Here is a 13,796-nt window from a genome sequence, read left to right on the forward strand (position 1 = left end):
GTCTCTAGAGATGTCGTCAAGAGAGATGTCTAGAGACGTTGGATGACTCACGGCGGCTACATGCAACGGGCAACGCATCTGGGGATGCCCTAGGGTGGGGTGTCTAGAGAAGAGGGAGAACTCCGAATGGCCACCACCGACGACCGTCGGCCGAAGTACCAACGGATCGCGGACTCTCTACGTGAGGCGATCCAGTCGGGTGAGTACGGTCCCGGTGATCGGCTTCCGGGGGAGAACGACCTGATGGCCGCGCATGGCGTGGCCCGCATGACAGCACGTCAGGCATTGAGCGTGCTCAAGGATGAAGGCGTTGCCGAGTCCCGTAAGGGCGCCGGCGTGTTTGTCCGGGCCTTCCGTCCGTTGAGGCGACGGGGAATCCAGCGGCTTGCCCAGGAGCAATGGGGCAGTGGCCGGTCCATCTGGTCTGCCGACATCGAGAACCGCACGCTTGTGGTGGACCACGTGACGGTGTCGGAGGAGACCGCGCCAGAACGAATCGCGCAGGTCTTGGACCTAGTGGACGAGGACACCGTCTGCGTGCGGCGCCGGCGGTTCGTCTTGGACGGGAAGCCTGTTCTTCTCGCGACGAGCTACCTCCCCTCGTCGGTGGTCGCAGGATCGGCGATCACTCAGGAGGACACGGGGCCCGGCGGAACTTACGCCCGTCTCGCCGAACTCGGTTACAAGCCAGTGCACTTCCGTGAAGAGATCCGCTCACGTATGCCCACGAAGGATGAGGCGGCGCAGTTGAGCATCTCCGCAGGCACGCCGGTCATTCTTGTCTGCCGGACCGCGTTCGCAGACGAGGGGCGCCCCGTGGAGATCAACGAAATGACGCTTGACGCTGCCTCATACATCCTGGAATACGACTTTGACGCCTGATCAACTGATCCAGGGCGCCACGGAGGCGTGACCAGCGCCAAGGCCAGCATCAGCCAAGGCTGTTACAGGTTTCTCTACCTCATCAAGTCCCCGCCCGTTCGGGCGGGGAAGGGGGGAGAGGGAGGGGACCCCTGCGGGGGGATTCCCGGGCGGACGGTCGAACGGGAAACCCTCTTGCCACCACGACCCCCGCGCACACCACAGCACACACCCACAGCAGTCACCCCCGCGCACACCCCTTGAGGCAGCCGGCCGGTTCCACGGGCCGGGGCCCCGGCAGGCGGAAAGGGCGGGGGCTCTTGCCCTCACGGGCATCCGGCGCGCTGGCCACTCGGCTTTTCCAGCCGTCGCTACGTGATCACACCCCGCAGGCCCGTACTACGGGCCTGCGCGGGCTCGGGACTCGGGGCTCTGCTCCTGCCTCCGGCCCGCGCCGCCCCGGCCCCGGCCCCGCGCCACCAAGTTGCCCCGGGGTAATCCCGCTTCACGCTTTGGCCCGCCAGAAACGTTGCGCCGGACCGAGACCTGTACCCCACCCCACCACCGACCAGACCCAACCCTCACACCGACCCCGCACCCCCTGGAACACGCCACGATCAGCAAGGAACGGGCTGAAGTCGACGAAGACCAGGCCGACGAACCCGACGCAGCACGCAGGGATCAGGTGAGCGGAGGGTGAGGTGGAGGGGGGCCGGGACGGCCGGCTCCGAGACTTTAAGGTCTGTCGACCTGTGGGGCCCCTCCGAGAGCAAGAAAGGGGGCCGAGTGCCTGCTTCGCACGGTGAGGGCAACTAGCCCTCTCCATTGGTACAAGTGTAATAGCCCCCTTTCATGCTCTCGCCCCACAGATCAACAGACCTCAAACTCTCTCCACCGGCCTCTCGGGCAGGTGCAGGTGCGTGACTAACTGCGTGACAACGACCGCAGACACCAGCGGACAACCGCGACCGTCAACGGACCACCGGGCCAAGCCAGAGCCGCACTTGCTCCAGATCGAGGGCCCACCTCTGTTGCCAACAGGCAAACCCTCAGGCACGGTGACTCAAAGGACCGGCTCACACCCGGAGGCGCCGATGTCCCGAGTCTTCTCCGAGGAGACCCATCGCAACCTGCTCGCCCGCATCCCCCACTGCACCGGTCGTGAAGTCGCCGACTGGCTGCGCACCGTGGACGAAGGCCCCGCCCTCCGCTTCGCGGAGAAGGTCAGCTGGCTACGCCACGAACACAACCTCGCCTACGGCCACGCCAAGGCGCTGATCCACGAGTACGACCTGAGGAGGGCGGCGCGCAAACTCGGATAGCCGCGCGGCAACTCCCGTGAGCGCACAGGGGAAGGGCCCCGCGGCACGAAGCCGCGGGGCCCTTCTCTCGAAGCAAGCGGGCAGGACTAGTCGTCGCCGCCCTGGAGGATCGCGAGGAGCCGCAGGAACTCCATGTAGATCCAGACCAGCGTCATCGTGAGCCCGAAGGCCGCCAGCCACGCCTCCTCACGGGGCGCGCCGTACGTGATGCCGTCCTCGACCTGCTTGAAGTCCAGCGCGAGGAAGCACGCGCCGAGCAGGATGCCGATGATGCCGAAGACGATGCCGAGGCCACCGCTGCGGAAGCCGAGCCCGTCACCGCCGCCGAAGACGGAGAACAGCATGTTGACGGCCATCAGCAGGACGAAGCCGAGGGCCGCGGCCATGACGAAGCCGTAGAAGCGCCGGTTGACCCGGATCCAGCCCGCCTTGTAGGCGACGAGCACACCCGCGGACACCGCCATCGTGCCGAGCACGGCCTGGACGACGACGCCGTCGGAGATGTACGTCGACACCGTCGAGGAGATGACCCCGAGGAAGACGCCCTCGAACGCCGCGTACGCCAGGATCAGCGCGGGCGACGGACGGCTCTTGAACGACTGGATCAGGCCGAGCACCATCGCGACGAGCGCGGCGCCGACACCGATGCCGTACGACTTGCCGAGGTTGGCGGGGTCGACCGGCAGCAGGAGCCAGGAGAGGACCGCGGTGACGACGACCGTGCCGAGCGTCATCGCGGTGCGCGAGACGACGTCGTCGATCGTCATCGCACCGGAGGCGGCCGGGGCCTGCGGCGGGGCGCCGTACTGCTGCTGGGCGTAGGGGTTGGTCGCGTACGGGTTGCCGGCCTGCTGGGCGTACGGGTTCGCCTGCGTGGCGACGGCGGGTCCCCCGGCCTGCGGCGCGGCGTTGAAGCCGGCGTAGCCGTTGTCGCGGCTGAAGCCCCGTCGCGAGAAGACCGGGTTTCTGCTCCTCATTTCACTCCTCCATGGCCACCTCGCGTGGCCTTGGCGTCAAGGGTAATGGAACGGCAAAAGAATGGCCCTAGTGCTTGAGGAGGATCTTTCCTCGCCGTGGTTGCGCCAACACGCTACGCGGCTCCTTGATTCCCTGGGGCCCCGGGTGGCATTCATGACCAAGTCGCGACACGTCCGGAACCGGCCGGAGATCAAGAGCGGTCAGTACGGGAACCCCGTGTACCCCTCGGCGAGCTCCTGTTCGGCGGCGCGCGAGGTGGCGATCCGCTCCAGCCGGGCGCGCTGGACGCGGCCGTCGAAGGGGTCACCGCCCTGGTGCAGCATGACCGTCATGTCGTACGAGAACCGCTCCGCCTGCCAGACGCGGCTCAGGCAGCGCTCCGAATAGGTGTCGAGGAGTTCGTCCGATCCGGTGTCCCTCGCGTGCGTGAGGGCGCGGGCGAGGGTGACGACGTCGCCGACGGCCAGGTTGAGGCCCTTGGCGCCGGTCGGGGGGACGATGTGGGCGGCGTCGCCGGCGAGGAAGAGGCGGCCGTGGCGCATGGGTTCGTGGACGAAGGAGCGCATGGGGGTGACCGACTTCTGGGTGATCGGCCCGCGCGCGAGCCGCCAGTCGTCGTCGGTCTCCAGGCGGCGCTCCAGTTCGGCCCAGACCGCGTCGTCGCTCCAGTCGCCGGGGTCGGTGCCGGCGGGGACCTGGAGGTAGAGGCGGGAGACCGTCGGGGAGCGCATCGACAGCAGGGCGAAGCCGCGTTCGTGGCGGGCGTAGACCAGTTCGTCGTGCGAGGGCGCGACGTCGGCGAGGACGCCGAGCCAGGCGTAGGGGTAGGTCCGTTCGAAGACGCGGACCAGTTCCTCGGGGACCGCCTTGCGGGCGACGCCCCAGAAGCCGTCGCAGCCGACGACGTACGCGCACTCCAGGACGCGTTCGGCGCCCTCGTGCCGGTACCGGATCCGCGGCCGTTCGCCGTCGGCCCCTTCGACGGCGAGCGCCTCGGCCCCGAAGAGCAGCGGGCCGCCGTCCTTCAGCTGGAGGGCGATGAGGTCCTTGCAGACCTCGGTCTGGGCGTAGACGGTGACGGACCGTCCGCCGGTGAGGGCGGGGAAGTCGACGCGGTGGCGGCGCCGGTCGTGGCGCAGCTCGATCCCGTCGTGCCGTATCCCCTCCCGCTCCATCCGCGCGCCGGCCCCCGCCGCCCGCAGCACATCGGCGGTCCCCTGCTCCAGGATCCCGGCGCGCTGGCGGTGTTCGACGTAGTCGCGGTCATGGCTCTCCAGCACGACGGAGTCGATCCCGGCGGTGTGCAGCAGCCGCGCGAGGAGGAGCCCGGCGGGTCCGGCGCCGATGATGCCGACGGTGGTGCGCATCGGGGGGTCCTTTCCTCCGGTTAACGGGGTGTTCGATCGGTTACGGGGTTTGTTCGCGTGGTGAAATTTTCTTCACTCTTCTCCGGGCATGAGTCTGCCCCCGCACCCAGCCGTCGTCAACAGGCTGGGCAGGGGGGACGAGAGGTACTACAACGGGACCAGGGGGGCGACTTGACCGCCTGTGAGGTGCGGTGGTGCCCAGAGCCGGACTTGAACCGGCACGCCCGCGTCGGGGCAGCGAGGTTTAAGCTCGCCGTGTCTGCATTCCACCATCTGGGCTGGCCAAGGGGCTCCGCGTCGTCGCGCTCCGAGCCTATCGGGGCACGCTTCCTCAACATCGGCCGGGTGAACCGATGTTGTCTTATTTTATTGATACCTGAGGGAGCATCAGCCCCCGGAACTGGCCGTCCGCACTTGCCAATAGCCTTACGTGCGATCACCGCTCGTGCACATGGAATGACGGAATTTCACCGCCGAAACGAGGGTGACTCCCCTGCTTTGCTCCCGCCCACGTACGGATGTGCCTCTGTCAGGGTCCGACGTCATCCCCAGGTATGACAAGACGGTCACCCGTCCCTCTGGGGTCTGTTGCTGAAACCAGAACTGAGGCGGACTCGAACCGATCGGGGTGCCCGGGACGATGAAGGGGTACAGCCGGCCCCGGAACAGGGGTCGCCGACCTCTCTCCAGGAGCGATCCCGTGACCACCAGTCCTCTCGCCGACCGGGCCACCGCCGTGGCCGCCCGGGCCACGGACCTGTCGAAGACCTACGGACAGGGTGAGACCAAGGTGGTCGCCCTGGACCGGGTCTCCGTCGACTTCCACCAGGCCCGCTTCACCGCGATCATGGGCCCTTCGGGTTCCGGCAAGTCCACGCTGATGCACTGCGTCGCAGGGCTCGACACCTTCACCTCGGGATCGGTCCGCATCGGCGACACCGAGCTGGGCTCCCTGAAGGACAAGCAGCTCACCAAGCTCCGCCGGGACAAGATCGGCTTCATCTTCCAGGCGTTCAACCTGCTGCCGACCCTGACCGCCCTGGAGAACATCACCCTCCCGATGGACATAGCGGGCCGCAAGCCCGACAAGGCGTGGGTGGACCGGGTGATCGACATGATCGGCCTCTCCGGCCGGCTCAGCCACCGCCCCGCCCAGCTCTCCGGCGGCCAGCAGCAACGCGTCGCCGTGGCGAGGGCCCTGGCCGCCCGCCCGGAGATCATCTTCGGTGACGAGCCCACCGGAAACCTCGACTCCCGCTCCGGCGCCGAGGTCCTCGGCTTCCTGCGCAACTCGGTGCGCGAGCTGGGCCAGACCGTCGTCATGGTCACCCATGACCCCGTCGCCGCCGGCTACGCGGACCGCGTCATCTTCCTCGCCGACGGCCGCGTCGTCGACGAGATGTACGACCCCTCCGCCGACTCGGTCCTGGACCGCATGAAGGCGTTCGACGCGAAGGGCCGTACCAGCTGATGTTCCGCACCGCGCTGCGCAACGTCCTCGCGCACAAGGCCAGACTCCTCATGACCGTCCTCGCGGTCATGCTGGGCGTCGCCTTCGTCTCCGGGACCCTCGTCTTCACCAACACCCTCTCCAGCGCCCTGGAGAACAGCTCCGCCAAGGGCTACGACCATGTGGACGTCGCCGTCCGCCCCAAGAGCCAGGCCGCCGAGGGCAACGCGGTCGGCAAGACGCCCGACCTCAGCGAGGCGACGCTTCAGAAGGCCCGGTCCCTGAAGGAGACCGGCTCCGCGATCGGCGTCGTCAGCGGCTTCACCGCCGTCGCCGACAGGAACGGCCATCTCCTGGGTGACGGCTTCGCCTCCCAGGGCGGCAACTACTGGGGCACCAAGGACGTCCGCTACCCCCTGACCTCCGGCCGCGCCCCGCACGGCGCGGACGAGGTCGCCATGGACGCGGACACCGCCAAGCGCGCCGGGTACGCGGTCGGCGACACCGTCCGCCTCTCCGTCGACGGCCCCGTCCTCACCCCGAAAATCACCGGCATCTTCACCACCGACGACGGCAACGTCAGCGCCGGCGGCAGCCTCACCCTCTTCGACACGGCCACCGCGCAGCAGCTGTTCCACAAGGCCGGCGGCTACGACGAGATCGACGTCCAGGCCGCCCCCGGCGTCTCCCAGACCGCCCTCAAGCAGGCCCTCGACCACGCCCTCCCGGCGGGCGAGGCCGAGACCACCACCGGCGCCCGGCTCGCCGCCGACCAGGCCGACCGGATCTCCAGCCAGATGAGCGGCCTGAAGTCGGGCCTGCTGGTCTTCGCCGGGATCGCGCTCTTCGTCGGCACGTTCATCATCGCGAACACCTTCACGATGCTCGTCGCGCAGCGCACCAAGGAACTCGCGCTGCTGCGCGCGGTCGGCGCCTCGCGCCGGCAGGTCACGCGGTCGGTGCTGATCGAGGCGTTCGTGGTCGGCGCGGTCGCGGGCGTGACCGGCCTCGGCGTCGGCGTCGGCATCGGCGCGGGCCTGCGGACCCTCCTGAACCAGACCGGCGCCTCCCTGCCCGACGGCCCGCTGATCGTCTCCGGTGGCACGGTCGCCGCCGCGCTCGCCGTCGGCGTCGTCATCACGATGCTCGCCGCCTGGCTGCCCGGCCGCCGCGCGGCGCGCATCCCGCCGGTCGCGGCGATGAACAGCGTCCACGCCAAGGAGACGACGAAGTCCCTGGTCGTGCGCAACACCCTGGGCGCGCTGTTCGCGGGCGCGGGCGCGGCGACGGTCCTGTACGCGACGACGCTCAAGGGCTCCGACGGCCAGACGCCCATGGGCATCGGCGCGGTCCTGCTGATCATCGGCGTGTTCGTGCTGACCCCGCTGCTGTCCCGGCCGCTGATCGCGGCGGCGGCCCCGCTGCTCAAGGTCTTCGGCATCTCCGGCAAGCTGGCCCGCCAGAACGCGGTCCGCAACCCCCGCCGCACGGCGGCCACGGCGTCGGCGCTGATGATCGGGCTGACGCTGATCACCGGTATGACGGTCATGGCCGGCAGCCTCCAGAACGCGATCGAGAAGATGGCGTCGGCGTCGATCCGCGCGGACTACGTCGTCTCGATGGCGAACGGCAACTCCCTCTCCCCGGACGTGGAGTCGAAGCTCAGGACGGCGACCGGCGTGACGGCGACGAGCCCGCTGCGCAACGCCCCCGCGCGGATCGACGGCAAGACGGAGTACCTGACCGGGGTGGACGGCAAGACCGTCGGCCAGTTGCTGGACCCGAAGGTCGACGAGGGCCGCTTCGAGGTCTCCGGCGACCGGCTGGTCGTCGACAAGGACACCGCCAAGTCCCGCGGCTGGCAGGCCGGTTCACAGTTCACCGTGTACTACGAGGACGGCAAGTCCCAGCGGATGACGGTCGCGGGGGTGTACGAGGGCAACGAGTTCGTGAGCGGTGTCCTGCTGGACAAGTCCGCGCTGGCCGCGCACCAGAGCGACCCGACGGACATGCGGGTGCTGGTGAAGACCAAGGCGGGCGTCTCCGCCTCCGTGAAGGACGACCTGGAGCGGGCCCTGGGCTCGAACCCGGGCATCCGGGTCCAGAGCAAGCAGGACATCTCCGACGGCATCGCCCAGCTGTTCACGGTCCTGCTGAACATGCTGTACGGCCTGCTCGCGATGGCGGTCATCGTCGCGGTCCTCGGTGTCATCAACACCCTGGCCATGTCGGTCTTCGAGCGCTCCCAGGAGATCGGCATGCTCCGCGCGATCGGCCTGGACAAGCGCGCGGTGAAGCGCATGGTCCGCCTGGAGTCGCTGGTCATCTCCCTGTTCGGCGGCGTCCTCGGCATCGGCCTGGGCATCTTCTTCGGCTGGGCGGCCGGCGAGCTGATCGGCAGCAGCCTGGCGACGTACGAACTCGTCCTCCCCTGGGGCCGGATCGTCCTGTTCCTCGCGCTCGCGGGGACCGTGGGCGTCCTGGCCGCGCTGTGGCCGGCGCGGCGGGCGGCGAAGCTGAACATGCTGGGGGCGATCAAGGCGGAGTAGCCCCCGCCCGCGAGAGAGAAGGCCCGCAAGAGAGAAGGGCCCGGCATCCATGGGGGATGCCGGGCCCTTCGCCGTAGGGGTGCCTACCCCTGCCAGACCCGCGTCCGCAGCGGCAGTCCCGAGGAGCCGCTCTCCGGGGCGCGGACCGCCAGCACCTGGTTGACGCCGATGCGGTTGCGCTCGAAGGCCAGCGCGGAGGCGGCCATGTACAGGCGCCAGACGCGGGCCCGGCCGGGGGTGGTGAGCTGGAGGGCCCGGTCCCAGGCCGACTCCAGGTTCTTCACCCACTGGCGCAGGGTCAGCGCGTAGTGCTCGCGGATCGACTCGACGTCGCGCACCTCGAAGCCGGCCCGCTCCAGCTGGGTGACGGTGGTGCCGACGGGGGCGAGTTCGCCGTCGGGGAAGACGTACGCGTCGATGAACGCGTCCACGTGGTACTTCTCCTCGTCCGCGCGGGGGCGGCGGGCGATCTGGTGGTTCAGGAGCCGGCCGCCGGGGGCGAGGAGTTCATACAGCCGGGCCGCGTACTCCAAGTAGCGTTCCGCGCCCACGTGTTCGGCCATGCCGACGGACGAGATCGCGTCGTACGGGCCGTCGGGGACGTCCCGGTAGTCCTGCACCCTGATCTCCACCCGGTCCGCCAGGCCGGCGTCGGCGACGCGTTTGCGGGCGTACGCGGCCTGTTCCTGGGAGAGGGTCACGCCGACGACCTGGGCGTCGTAGGTCTGCGCCGCGTGCAGGGCGAGGCTGCCCCAGCCGCAGCCGACGTCGAGGAGGCGGGCGCCGGGGCGCAGGCCGAGTTTGCGGCAGATCAGGTCGAGCTTGTCGCGCTGGGCGCTCTCCAGGGTGCCCTGCTCCTCCCAGTAGGCGCAGGAGTACACCATCGACGGGCCGAGGACGAGGGAGTAGAAGTCGTTGCCGACGTCGTAGTGATGGCTGATCGCCTGCCGGTCGGTGCGGCGGGTGTGCAAATGCCGGGTGCGGCGGGTCTCCTCGCGGGGCGGGGCCGGCGGGATGGGCGGCCCGGCGAGCCGGAACAGGCCGCGGACGGCGCCGCGGAACTCCGGGTCGGCGAGCGCGGTGCGCAGCGAGGGCGCGTTCTCCCCGCGTTCCCAGATGAACCCCGAGAGCCGTTCCAGTACCTCGTACAGATCCCCCTCGATCTCCAGATCCCCGGCGACCCAGGCCCTGGCGAGCCCCAACTCCCCCGGTTTGAACAGCAGTCGGCGCAAGGCACGCCGGTTGCGTACGACCACCACGGGCGCGTCGGGGGGTCCCGCCTCTGACCCGTCCCACGCGCGCACCCGTACGGGCACCCCGCCCGCACTTCCCGCCACCCTCCCCAGCAACCCCACCAGCCGCGAAGCGACACCACCCATGGGCCAAACCTCCGTGAAAACGAATCCCGGAACGTCCACCACCCACGTAAACACCAAGCGGCCCGAACACTAGTCCCCGCCGCGCATCACAGCTGAGCAAAACCCGTCCGGGTCACTCAGCCCGTTGGGGGTCCCCCCTGCTCGAAGAGCTTGGGGGAGTTTGAGGACAAGGCCCGTTCAGGGCCGACGGAAACGCCGAAGGACCCCCCGCACCACGGATCGCGGGAGGCCCTTCAGTTCGTTCAGCTGTTCAGGAAGCCTTGACTTCGCTCTTCGGCTGAGCCGCCGCAGGCGCGGGCGCGGGCTTGGCCGCCTCGTAGAACTCCTCGCGAGGAGTCTCCAGCGCGCCCAGCGACACGACCTCGCGCTTGAGGAACATCCCCAGCGTCCAGTCGGCGAAGACCCGGATCTTGCGGTTCCAGGTCGGCATGGCCATGCCGTGGTAGCCACGGTGCATGTACCAGGCCAGCCGCCCCTTGACCTTGATCTTCATCTTGCCCATGACGATCATCGCGACGCCCTTGTGGAGCCCGAGACCGGCCACGGCACCCTTGTTGGCGTGCGAGTAGTCCTTCTGCGGGAAGCCCCGCATACCGGAGACCACGTTGTCGCCGAGCACCTTCGCCTGCCGCAGCGCGTGCTGCGCGTTCGGCGGGCACCAGGCGTTCTCGTTGCCCGCCTTGCGGCCGACGAGGTCGGGCACCTGGGCGTTGTCACCGGCGGCCCAGATGTAGTCGGTGCCCTGGACCTGGAGCTTCTCGGAGGTGTCGACGTGACCGCGCGGCCCCAGCGGCAGGCCGTAGCGCGCGAGGACGGGGTTCGGCTTGACGCCGGCCGTCCAGACGATCGTGTGGGAGTCGACCTCGAGGCCGTTCTTCAGTACGACGTGGCCGTCGACGCAGGAGTCCATCGAGGTGGAGAGGTAGATCTCCACGCCGCGGCTCTCCAGGTGCTCCTTGCCGTACTGGCCGAGCTTGGGGCCGACCTCGGGGAGGATCTTGTCGGCGGCGTCGACGAGGACGAAGCGCATGTCCTCGCGGGAGACGTTCTTGTAGTACTTGGCCGCGTCCCGGGCCAGGTCCTCGACCTCACCGATCGTCTCGGCGCCCGCGAATCCGCCACCGATGAAGACGAAGGTCAGCGCCTTGCGGCGGATCTCCTCGTCGGTGGTGGAGTCGGCCTTGTCGAGCTGCTCCAGCACGTGGTTGCGCAGGCCGATGGCCTCCTCGATGCCCTTCATGCCGATGCCCTGTTCGGCGAGGCCGGGGATCGGGAAGGTGCGGGAGACGGCGCCGAGCGCGATCACGAGGTAGTCGAACGGCAGCTCGTACGCCTCGCCGACCAGCGGCGCGACCGTGGCGACCTTGCGGTCCTGGTCGATGGTGGTGACCCGGCCGGTGAGCACCTCCGCCTTCGGCAGCACACGTCGCAGCGGGACGACGACGTGGCGCGGGGAGATGTTGCCGGCGGCGGTTTCGGGGAGGAAGGGCTGGTAGGTCATGTACGACCGGGGGTCGACGACCGTGACGGTCGCCTCGCCGTAGCGCATCTTCTTGAGGATGCGCCGAGCCGCGTACAGGCCTACGTACCCACCGCCTACTACGAGGATCCTGGGACGCTCCGTGGTGCTCATGGCATCGAGTATCCACCTGTCTCAGGGGGGTGGCTCGTGCGCCCCTTCACAAGCTTCGGAAGGGCCTGTGTTATCCTCCGCCGCCCAAGTGATCCATTTCATGCGGACCCCCGGGAACCGGCTCCCCCCTCACACCGTTGTCAATGCCGCGTGAGCTGCGGATCACGCCCCGAACCCCACCTCGGACCGCCCGCCGTGACACCTCCCCGTCACACCATCGATACGTCCGCGTCCCCCCGTTTTGAACATGTTCATACGGCACTTGACCCCCCGAAAGGGCCAACCGGACCCTCTCCCCGGCCCGACAGGACCCAATTCCTTGTGAAGAACTTCACGAACTTTTCCGCGGGGGTGTCGGGGAGGGGTGCTCCGGCGATCTCGGGGCGCGCTCAAACGTCGCCTGAACTGCTCAAGGGCGGCTGAGCGAGAGGTTACGCGATGGACCAGCCGATCCCGTCGGCCTCGGCCTGGTCGACGACAAAGGGGGCACCGACGAGTGACCGCTCAGCCCCCGCCGCCCGACCCGGCCGTCGCCCTCGAACGCGGAAGGTGGCCACTACCCGCCCTCGCGGCCCTGGTCGGCGTGATCGGCCTCGCCGTGAGCCTTTGGCAGGCGGCAAGGTGACACGGGAACCTCAGCCCCGAAACCAGTTCGGCCCCGGTCACCGTGTCAGGAGACATGGTGACCGGGGCCGTTTCGGTTTTTCCTGATCAGCGCGAAGCCGCTTCAGGGGTGCTCTGCTCGCGCAGCTCTGCCAGGCGCCGCTGGTACAGCGTGCCGGCCGCGTGCAGGCCCCGGGCCTCACTCGGGGTGGACTGCTCGATCAGGCGATGCGCGGCAGCCTTGAGATGCGCCGACCACGCCAGCACGTGCTGCTGCGCGGTCCGGCCGCATTCCTTCGGTTCACCAGGAAGACACAGCGGAAGATCCGGGCCGAGTTTGTTCGCCGCGTGCCGGACGTAGCGAGCGATCGTGAGCCATTCTTCGTCCGTCCGCTGTACGGCGGTGCTGGCACTCTCCCAGCCCCACGGCCCGAAGTCGTCCCCATGATCGTCCATGCGCGCGCTCCTGATCGTCGCAGCGAACCTAAACCGGTGCGCCCATGGTAGGAGGCGCGCCTGCCGCACCGTCCACCTCTCGCGGATCACAGTGACCCACGGACGGGACGCACGGACCGCAAGGCCCGCACATGGGAAGGAACTGCGGAGGAGTGCAGCTCTCCACGACGGTCCCGCCGTGAGCCGCGGAGATCTCGGCACGTGCCTGCGCGGTGCGCGCCCCGTTCCAGATCTCCGCCAGCGAGGCGTCACGCAGGTTGCCCAGAGTGATGACCCGCCCGAGGACGCACGGCCAGACGTCGCCGTCGGGGCCGATCGCGCATTGCCCACGCGCGCAGTGCCCGCAGAGATCCGCCACGTCGGGCATTGCCCCTTCGCTCGCGCGCCCGAAAGCCCGCATACGGTCCGCGCCGACGTGCCCGACGCCGAGTGCCGTAAGGTCGGTGACCGCTTCGCGGGCTCGCTGCTCGGGCTGTACGGCGACGACCCCGCCCCGAATCGGGATGCCGAGCCGCACCGCCTTCTCGATGTTGGCCCGCGTCCGTTTGTGGGAGCCCCGGAGCTTGGTCACGGCGTCGTGCTCGGCGGAGTCGTCCGAGTAGTACGACGTGGCGAGTTGAACCCGGCATTCGCGGAACGTGTCCCACAGCTCATCCTTGACGTGGGTCAGGTTCGAGAACACCTCGATGTGCAGTCCCCGCCCGTAGGCGTGCCGGATCAGCTCCGGCAGGTTCGGGTACAGCGTGGGTTCGCCCCCGATGAACTGGACGTCGATCACTCCCAACTCGGGGAGCTGGTCGATCGCGTCCACCCACTCGGCGACCGACATGGACCCGTGGGTTCCCTGCGGAGACGAGTCGGCGTAGCAGTGGCCGCACCGTTCGTTGCAGAACCCTGTGACCTCCAGGTAGGTGAACCTGAGTAGCCTGGGATTGCTCATGTGCTTTCCCTTCAGACGGGGTGGTGGATGAGTGCAGGAGCCGGCGGGGAAGCTGCTACTTCCCCGCCGGTCACGGACGCCGCTACCTCACGCGGCGAGCAGGGCGCCGGTCAGGTCGGTGGCGGTCTCGCCGCCTTCCTCGGTGGTCTCGTCCTCGGTGGTCTCGAGGGCTTCGGTCTCGGGCTCGCTGTACTCGGACACTGCGTTTCCTCTCTCACCTGCCCCGACCCCTGTTGAGTCGGGGTACTTGCCTGCCCG

At 69.0% G+C, this 13,796-nt stretch carries 11 protein-coding genes and 1 tRNA gene; 5 read left to right on the top strand and 7 right to left on the bottom strand.

Annotated elements, in window-relative coordinates:
- Window positions 1-126 precede the first annotated feature (126 nt).
- Both ACYUD3_RS27590 and ACYUD3_RS27595 read left to right on the top strand, forming a co-directional pair.
- Window positions 127-882 (top strand): GntR family transcriptional regulator, encoded by a 756-nt coding sequence (locus ACYUD3_RS27590; protein ID WP_470975225.1) that lies wholly within the window; start codon window positions 127-129, stop codon window positions 880-882.
- A 1,073-nt stretch (window positions 883-1,955) separates the two neighbouring features.
- Window positions 1,956-2,183: a DUF4287 domain-containing protein gene (locus ACYUD3_RS27595; protein ID WP_470975228.1), complete on the top strand. Its 228-nt coding sequence runs from the start codon at window positions 1,956-1,958 to the stop codon at window positions 2,181-2,183.
- An 86-nt stretch (window positions 2,184-2,269) separates the two neighbouring features.
- On the opposite strand, the gene ACYUD3_RS27600 is transcribed toward ACYUD3_RS27595, so the two are convergent.
- The 3 genes from ACYUD3_RS27600 to ACYUD3_RS27610 form a co-directional block, all read right to left on the bottom strand.
- Complete coding sequence (locus ACYUD3_RS27600) at window positions 2,270-3,160, bottom strand: Bax inhibitor-1/YccA family protein (RefSeq protein ID WP_470975231.1); 891 nt, start codon at window positions 3,158-3,160, stop codon at window positions 2,270-2,272.
- A gap of 201 nt (window positions 3,161-3,361) precedes the next feature.
- Entirely contained in the window at window positions 3,362-4,528 is a 1,167-nt protein-coding gene (locus tag ACYUD3_RS27605; RefSeq protein WP_470975234.1) for a 4-hydroxybenzoate 3-monooxygenase, read from the bottom strand.
- A 192-nt stretch (window positions 4,529-4,720) separates the two neighbouring features.
- Window positions 4,721-4,807, bottom strand: a tRNA-Leu gene (locus ACYUD3_RS27610).
- 421 nt (window positions 4,808-5,228) lie between these two features.
- Here ACYUD3_RS27610 and ACYUD3_RS27615 point away from each other — a divergent pair.
- Complete coding sequence (locus tag ACYUD3_RS27615) at window positions 5,229-5,999, top strand: ABC transporter ATP-binding protein (protein WP_470975237.1); 771 nt, start codon at window positions 5,229-5,231, stop codon at window positions 5,997-5,999.
- Window positions 5,999-8,527, top strand: coding sequence for an ABC transporter permease (locus ACYUD3_RS27620; RefSeq protein WP_470975239.1), 2,529 nt, complete (start codon window positions 5,999-6,001; stop codon window positions 8,525-8,527). The genes ACYUD3_RS27615 and ACYUD3_RS27620 overlap by 1 nt, the downstream gene beginning before the upstream one ends.
- 83 nt (window positions 8,528-8,610) lie before the next feature.
- Here ACYUD3_RS27620 and ACYUD3_RS27625 read toward each other — a convergent pair whose 3' ends face one another.
- Together ACYUD3_RS27625 and ACYUD3_RS27630 are read right to left on the bottom strand one after the other, a co-directional pair.
- Window positions 8,611-9,906, bottom strand: a complete 1,296-nt coding sequence (locus ACYUD3_RS27625) for a class I SAM-dependent methyltransferase (protein WP_470975242.1) — start codon at window positions 9,904-9,906, stop codon at window positions 8,611-8,613.
- Between the two features lie 250 nt (window positions 9,907-10,156).
- Entirely contained in the window at window positions 10,157-11,539 is a 1,383-nt protein-coding gene (locus ACYUD3_RS27630) for an NAD(P)/FAD-dependent oxidoreductase (RefSeq protein WP_470975246.1), read from the bottom strand.
- A gap of 496 nt (window positions 11,540-12,035) precedes the next feature.
- On the opposite strand from ACYUD3_RS27630, the gene ACYUD3_RS27635 reads away from it, so the two are divergent.
- Window positions 12,036-12,164, top strand: coding sequence for a hypothetical protein (locus ACYUD3_RS27635; RefSeq protein WP_470975249.1), 129 nt, complete (start codon window positions 12,036-12,038; stop codon window positions 12,162-12,164).
- A gap of 86 nt (window positions 12,165-12,250) precedes the next feature.
- Here ACYUD3_RS27635 and ACYUD3_RS27640 read toward each other — a convergent pair whose 3' ends face one another.
- Together ACYUD3_RS27640 and ACYUD3_RS27645 are read right to left on the bottom strand one after the other, a co-directional pair.
- Window positions 12,251-12,598 carry a hypothetical protein gene (locus tag ACYUD3_RS27640; RefSeq protein ID WP_470975252.1) on the bottom strand — a complete coding sequence of 116 codons (348 nt, stop codon included), beginning with the start codon at window positions 12,596-12,598 and terminating at the stop codon, window positions 12,251-12,253.
- Between the two features lie 28 nt (window positions 12,599-12,626).
- Entirely contained in the window at window positions 12,627-13,538 is a 912-nt protein-coding gene (locus tag ACYUD3_RS27645) for a radical SAM/SPASM domain-containing protein (RefSeq protein ID WP_470975255.1), read from the bottom strand.
- Between the last annotated feature and the right edge of the window lie 258 nt (window positions 13,539-13,796).

Source organism: Streptomyces sp. AMJ-169 (assembly GCF_055597585.1).

Bases quoted from the DNA above. Each gene is read 5' to 3' on its own strand.
- ACYUD3_RS27590 (WP_470975225.1), top strand. From the start codon at position 127: ATGGCCACCACCGACGACCGTCGGCCGAAGTACCAACGGATCGCGGAC.
- ACYUD3_RS27595 (WP_470975228.1), top strand. From the start codon at position 1,956: ATGTCCCGAGTCTTCTCCGAGGAGACCCATCGCAACCTGCTCGCCCGC.
- ACYUD3_RS27600 (WP_470975231.1), bottom strand. From the start codon at position 3,160: ATGAGGAGCAGAAACCCGGTCTTCTCGCGACGGGGCTTCAGCCGCGAC.
- ACYUD3_RS27605 (WP_470975234.1), bottom strand. From the start codon at position 4,528: ATGCGCACCACCGTCGGCATCATCGGCGCCGGACCCGCCGGGCTCCTC.
- ACYUD3_RS27620 (WP_470975239.1), top strand. From the start codon at position 5,999: ATGTTCCGCACCGCGCTGCGCAACGTCCTCGCGCACAAGGCCAGACTC.
- ACYUD3_RS27625 (WP_470975242.1), bottom strand. From the start codon at position 9,906: ATGGGTGGTGTCGCTTCGCGGCTGGTGGGGTTGCTGGGGAGGGTGGCG.
- ACYUD3_RS27630 (WP_470975246.1), bottom strand. From the start codon at position 11,539: ATGAGCACCACGGAGCGTCCCAGGATCCTCGTAGTAGGCGGTGGGTAC.
- ACYUD3_RS27640 (WP_470975252.1), bottom strand. From the start codon at position 12,598: ATGGACGATCATGGGGACGACTTCGGGCCGTGGGGCTGGGAGAGTGCC.
- ACYUD3_RS27645 (WP_470975255.1), bottom strand. From the start codon at position 13,538: ATGAGCAATCCCAGGCTACTCAGGTTCACCTACCTGGAGGTCACAGGG.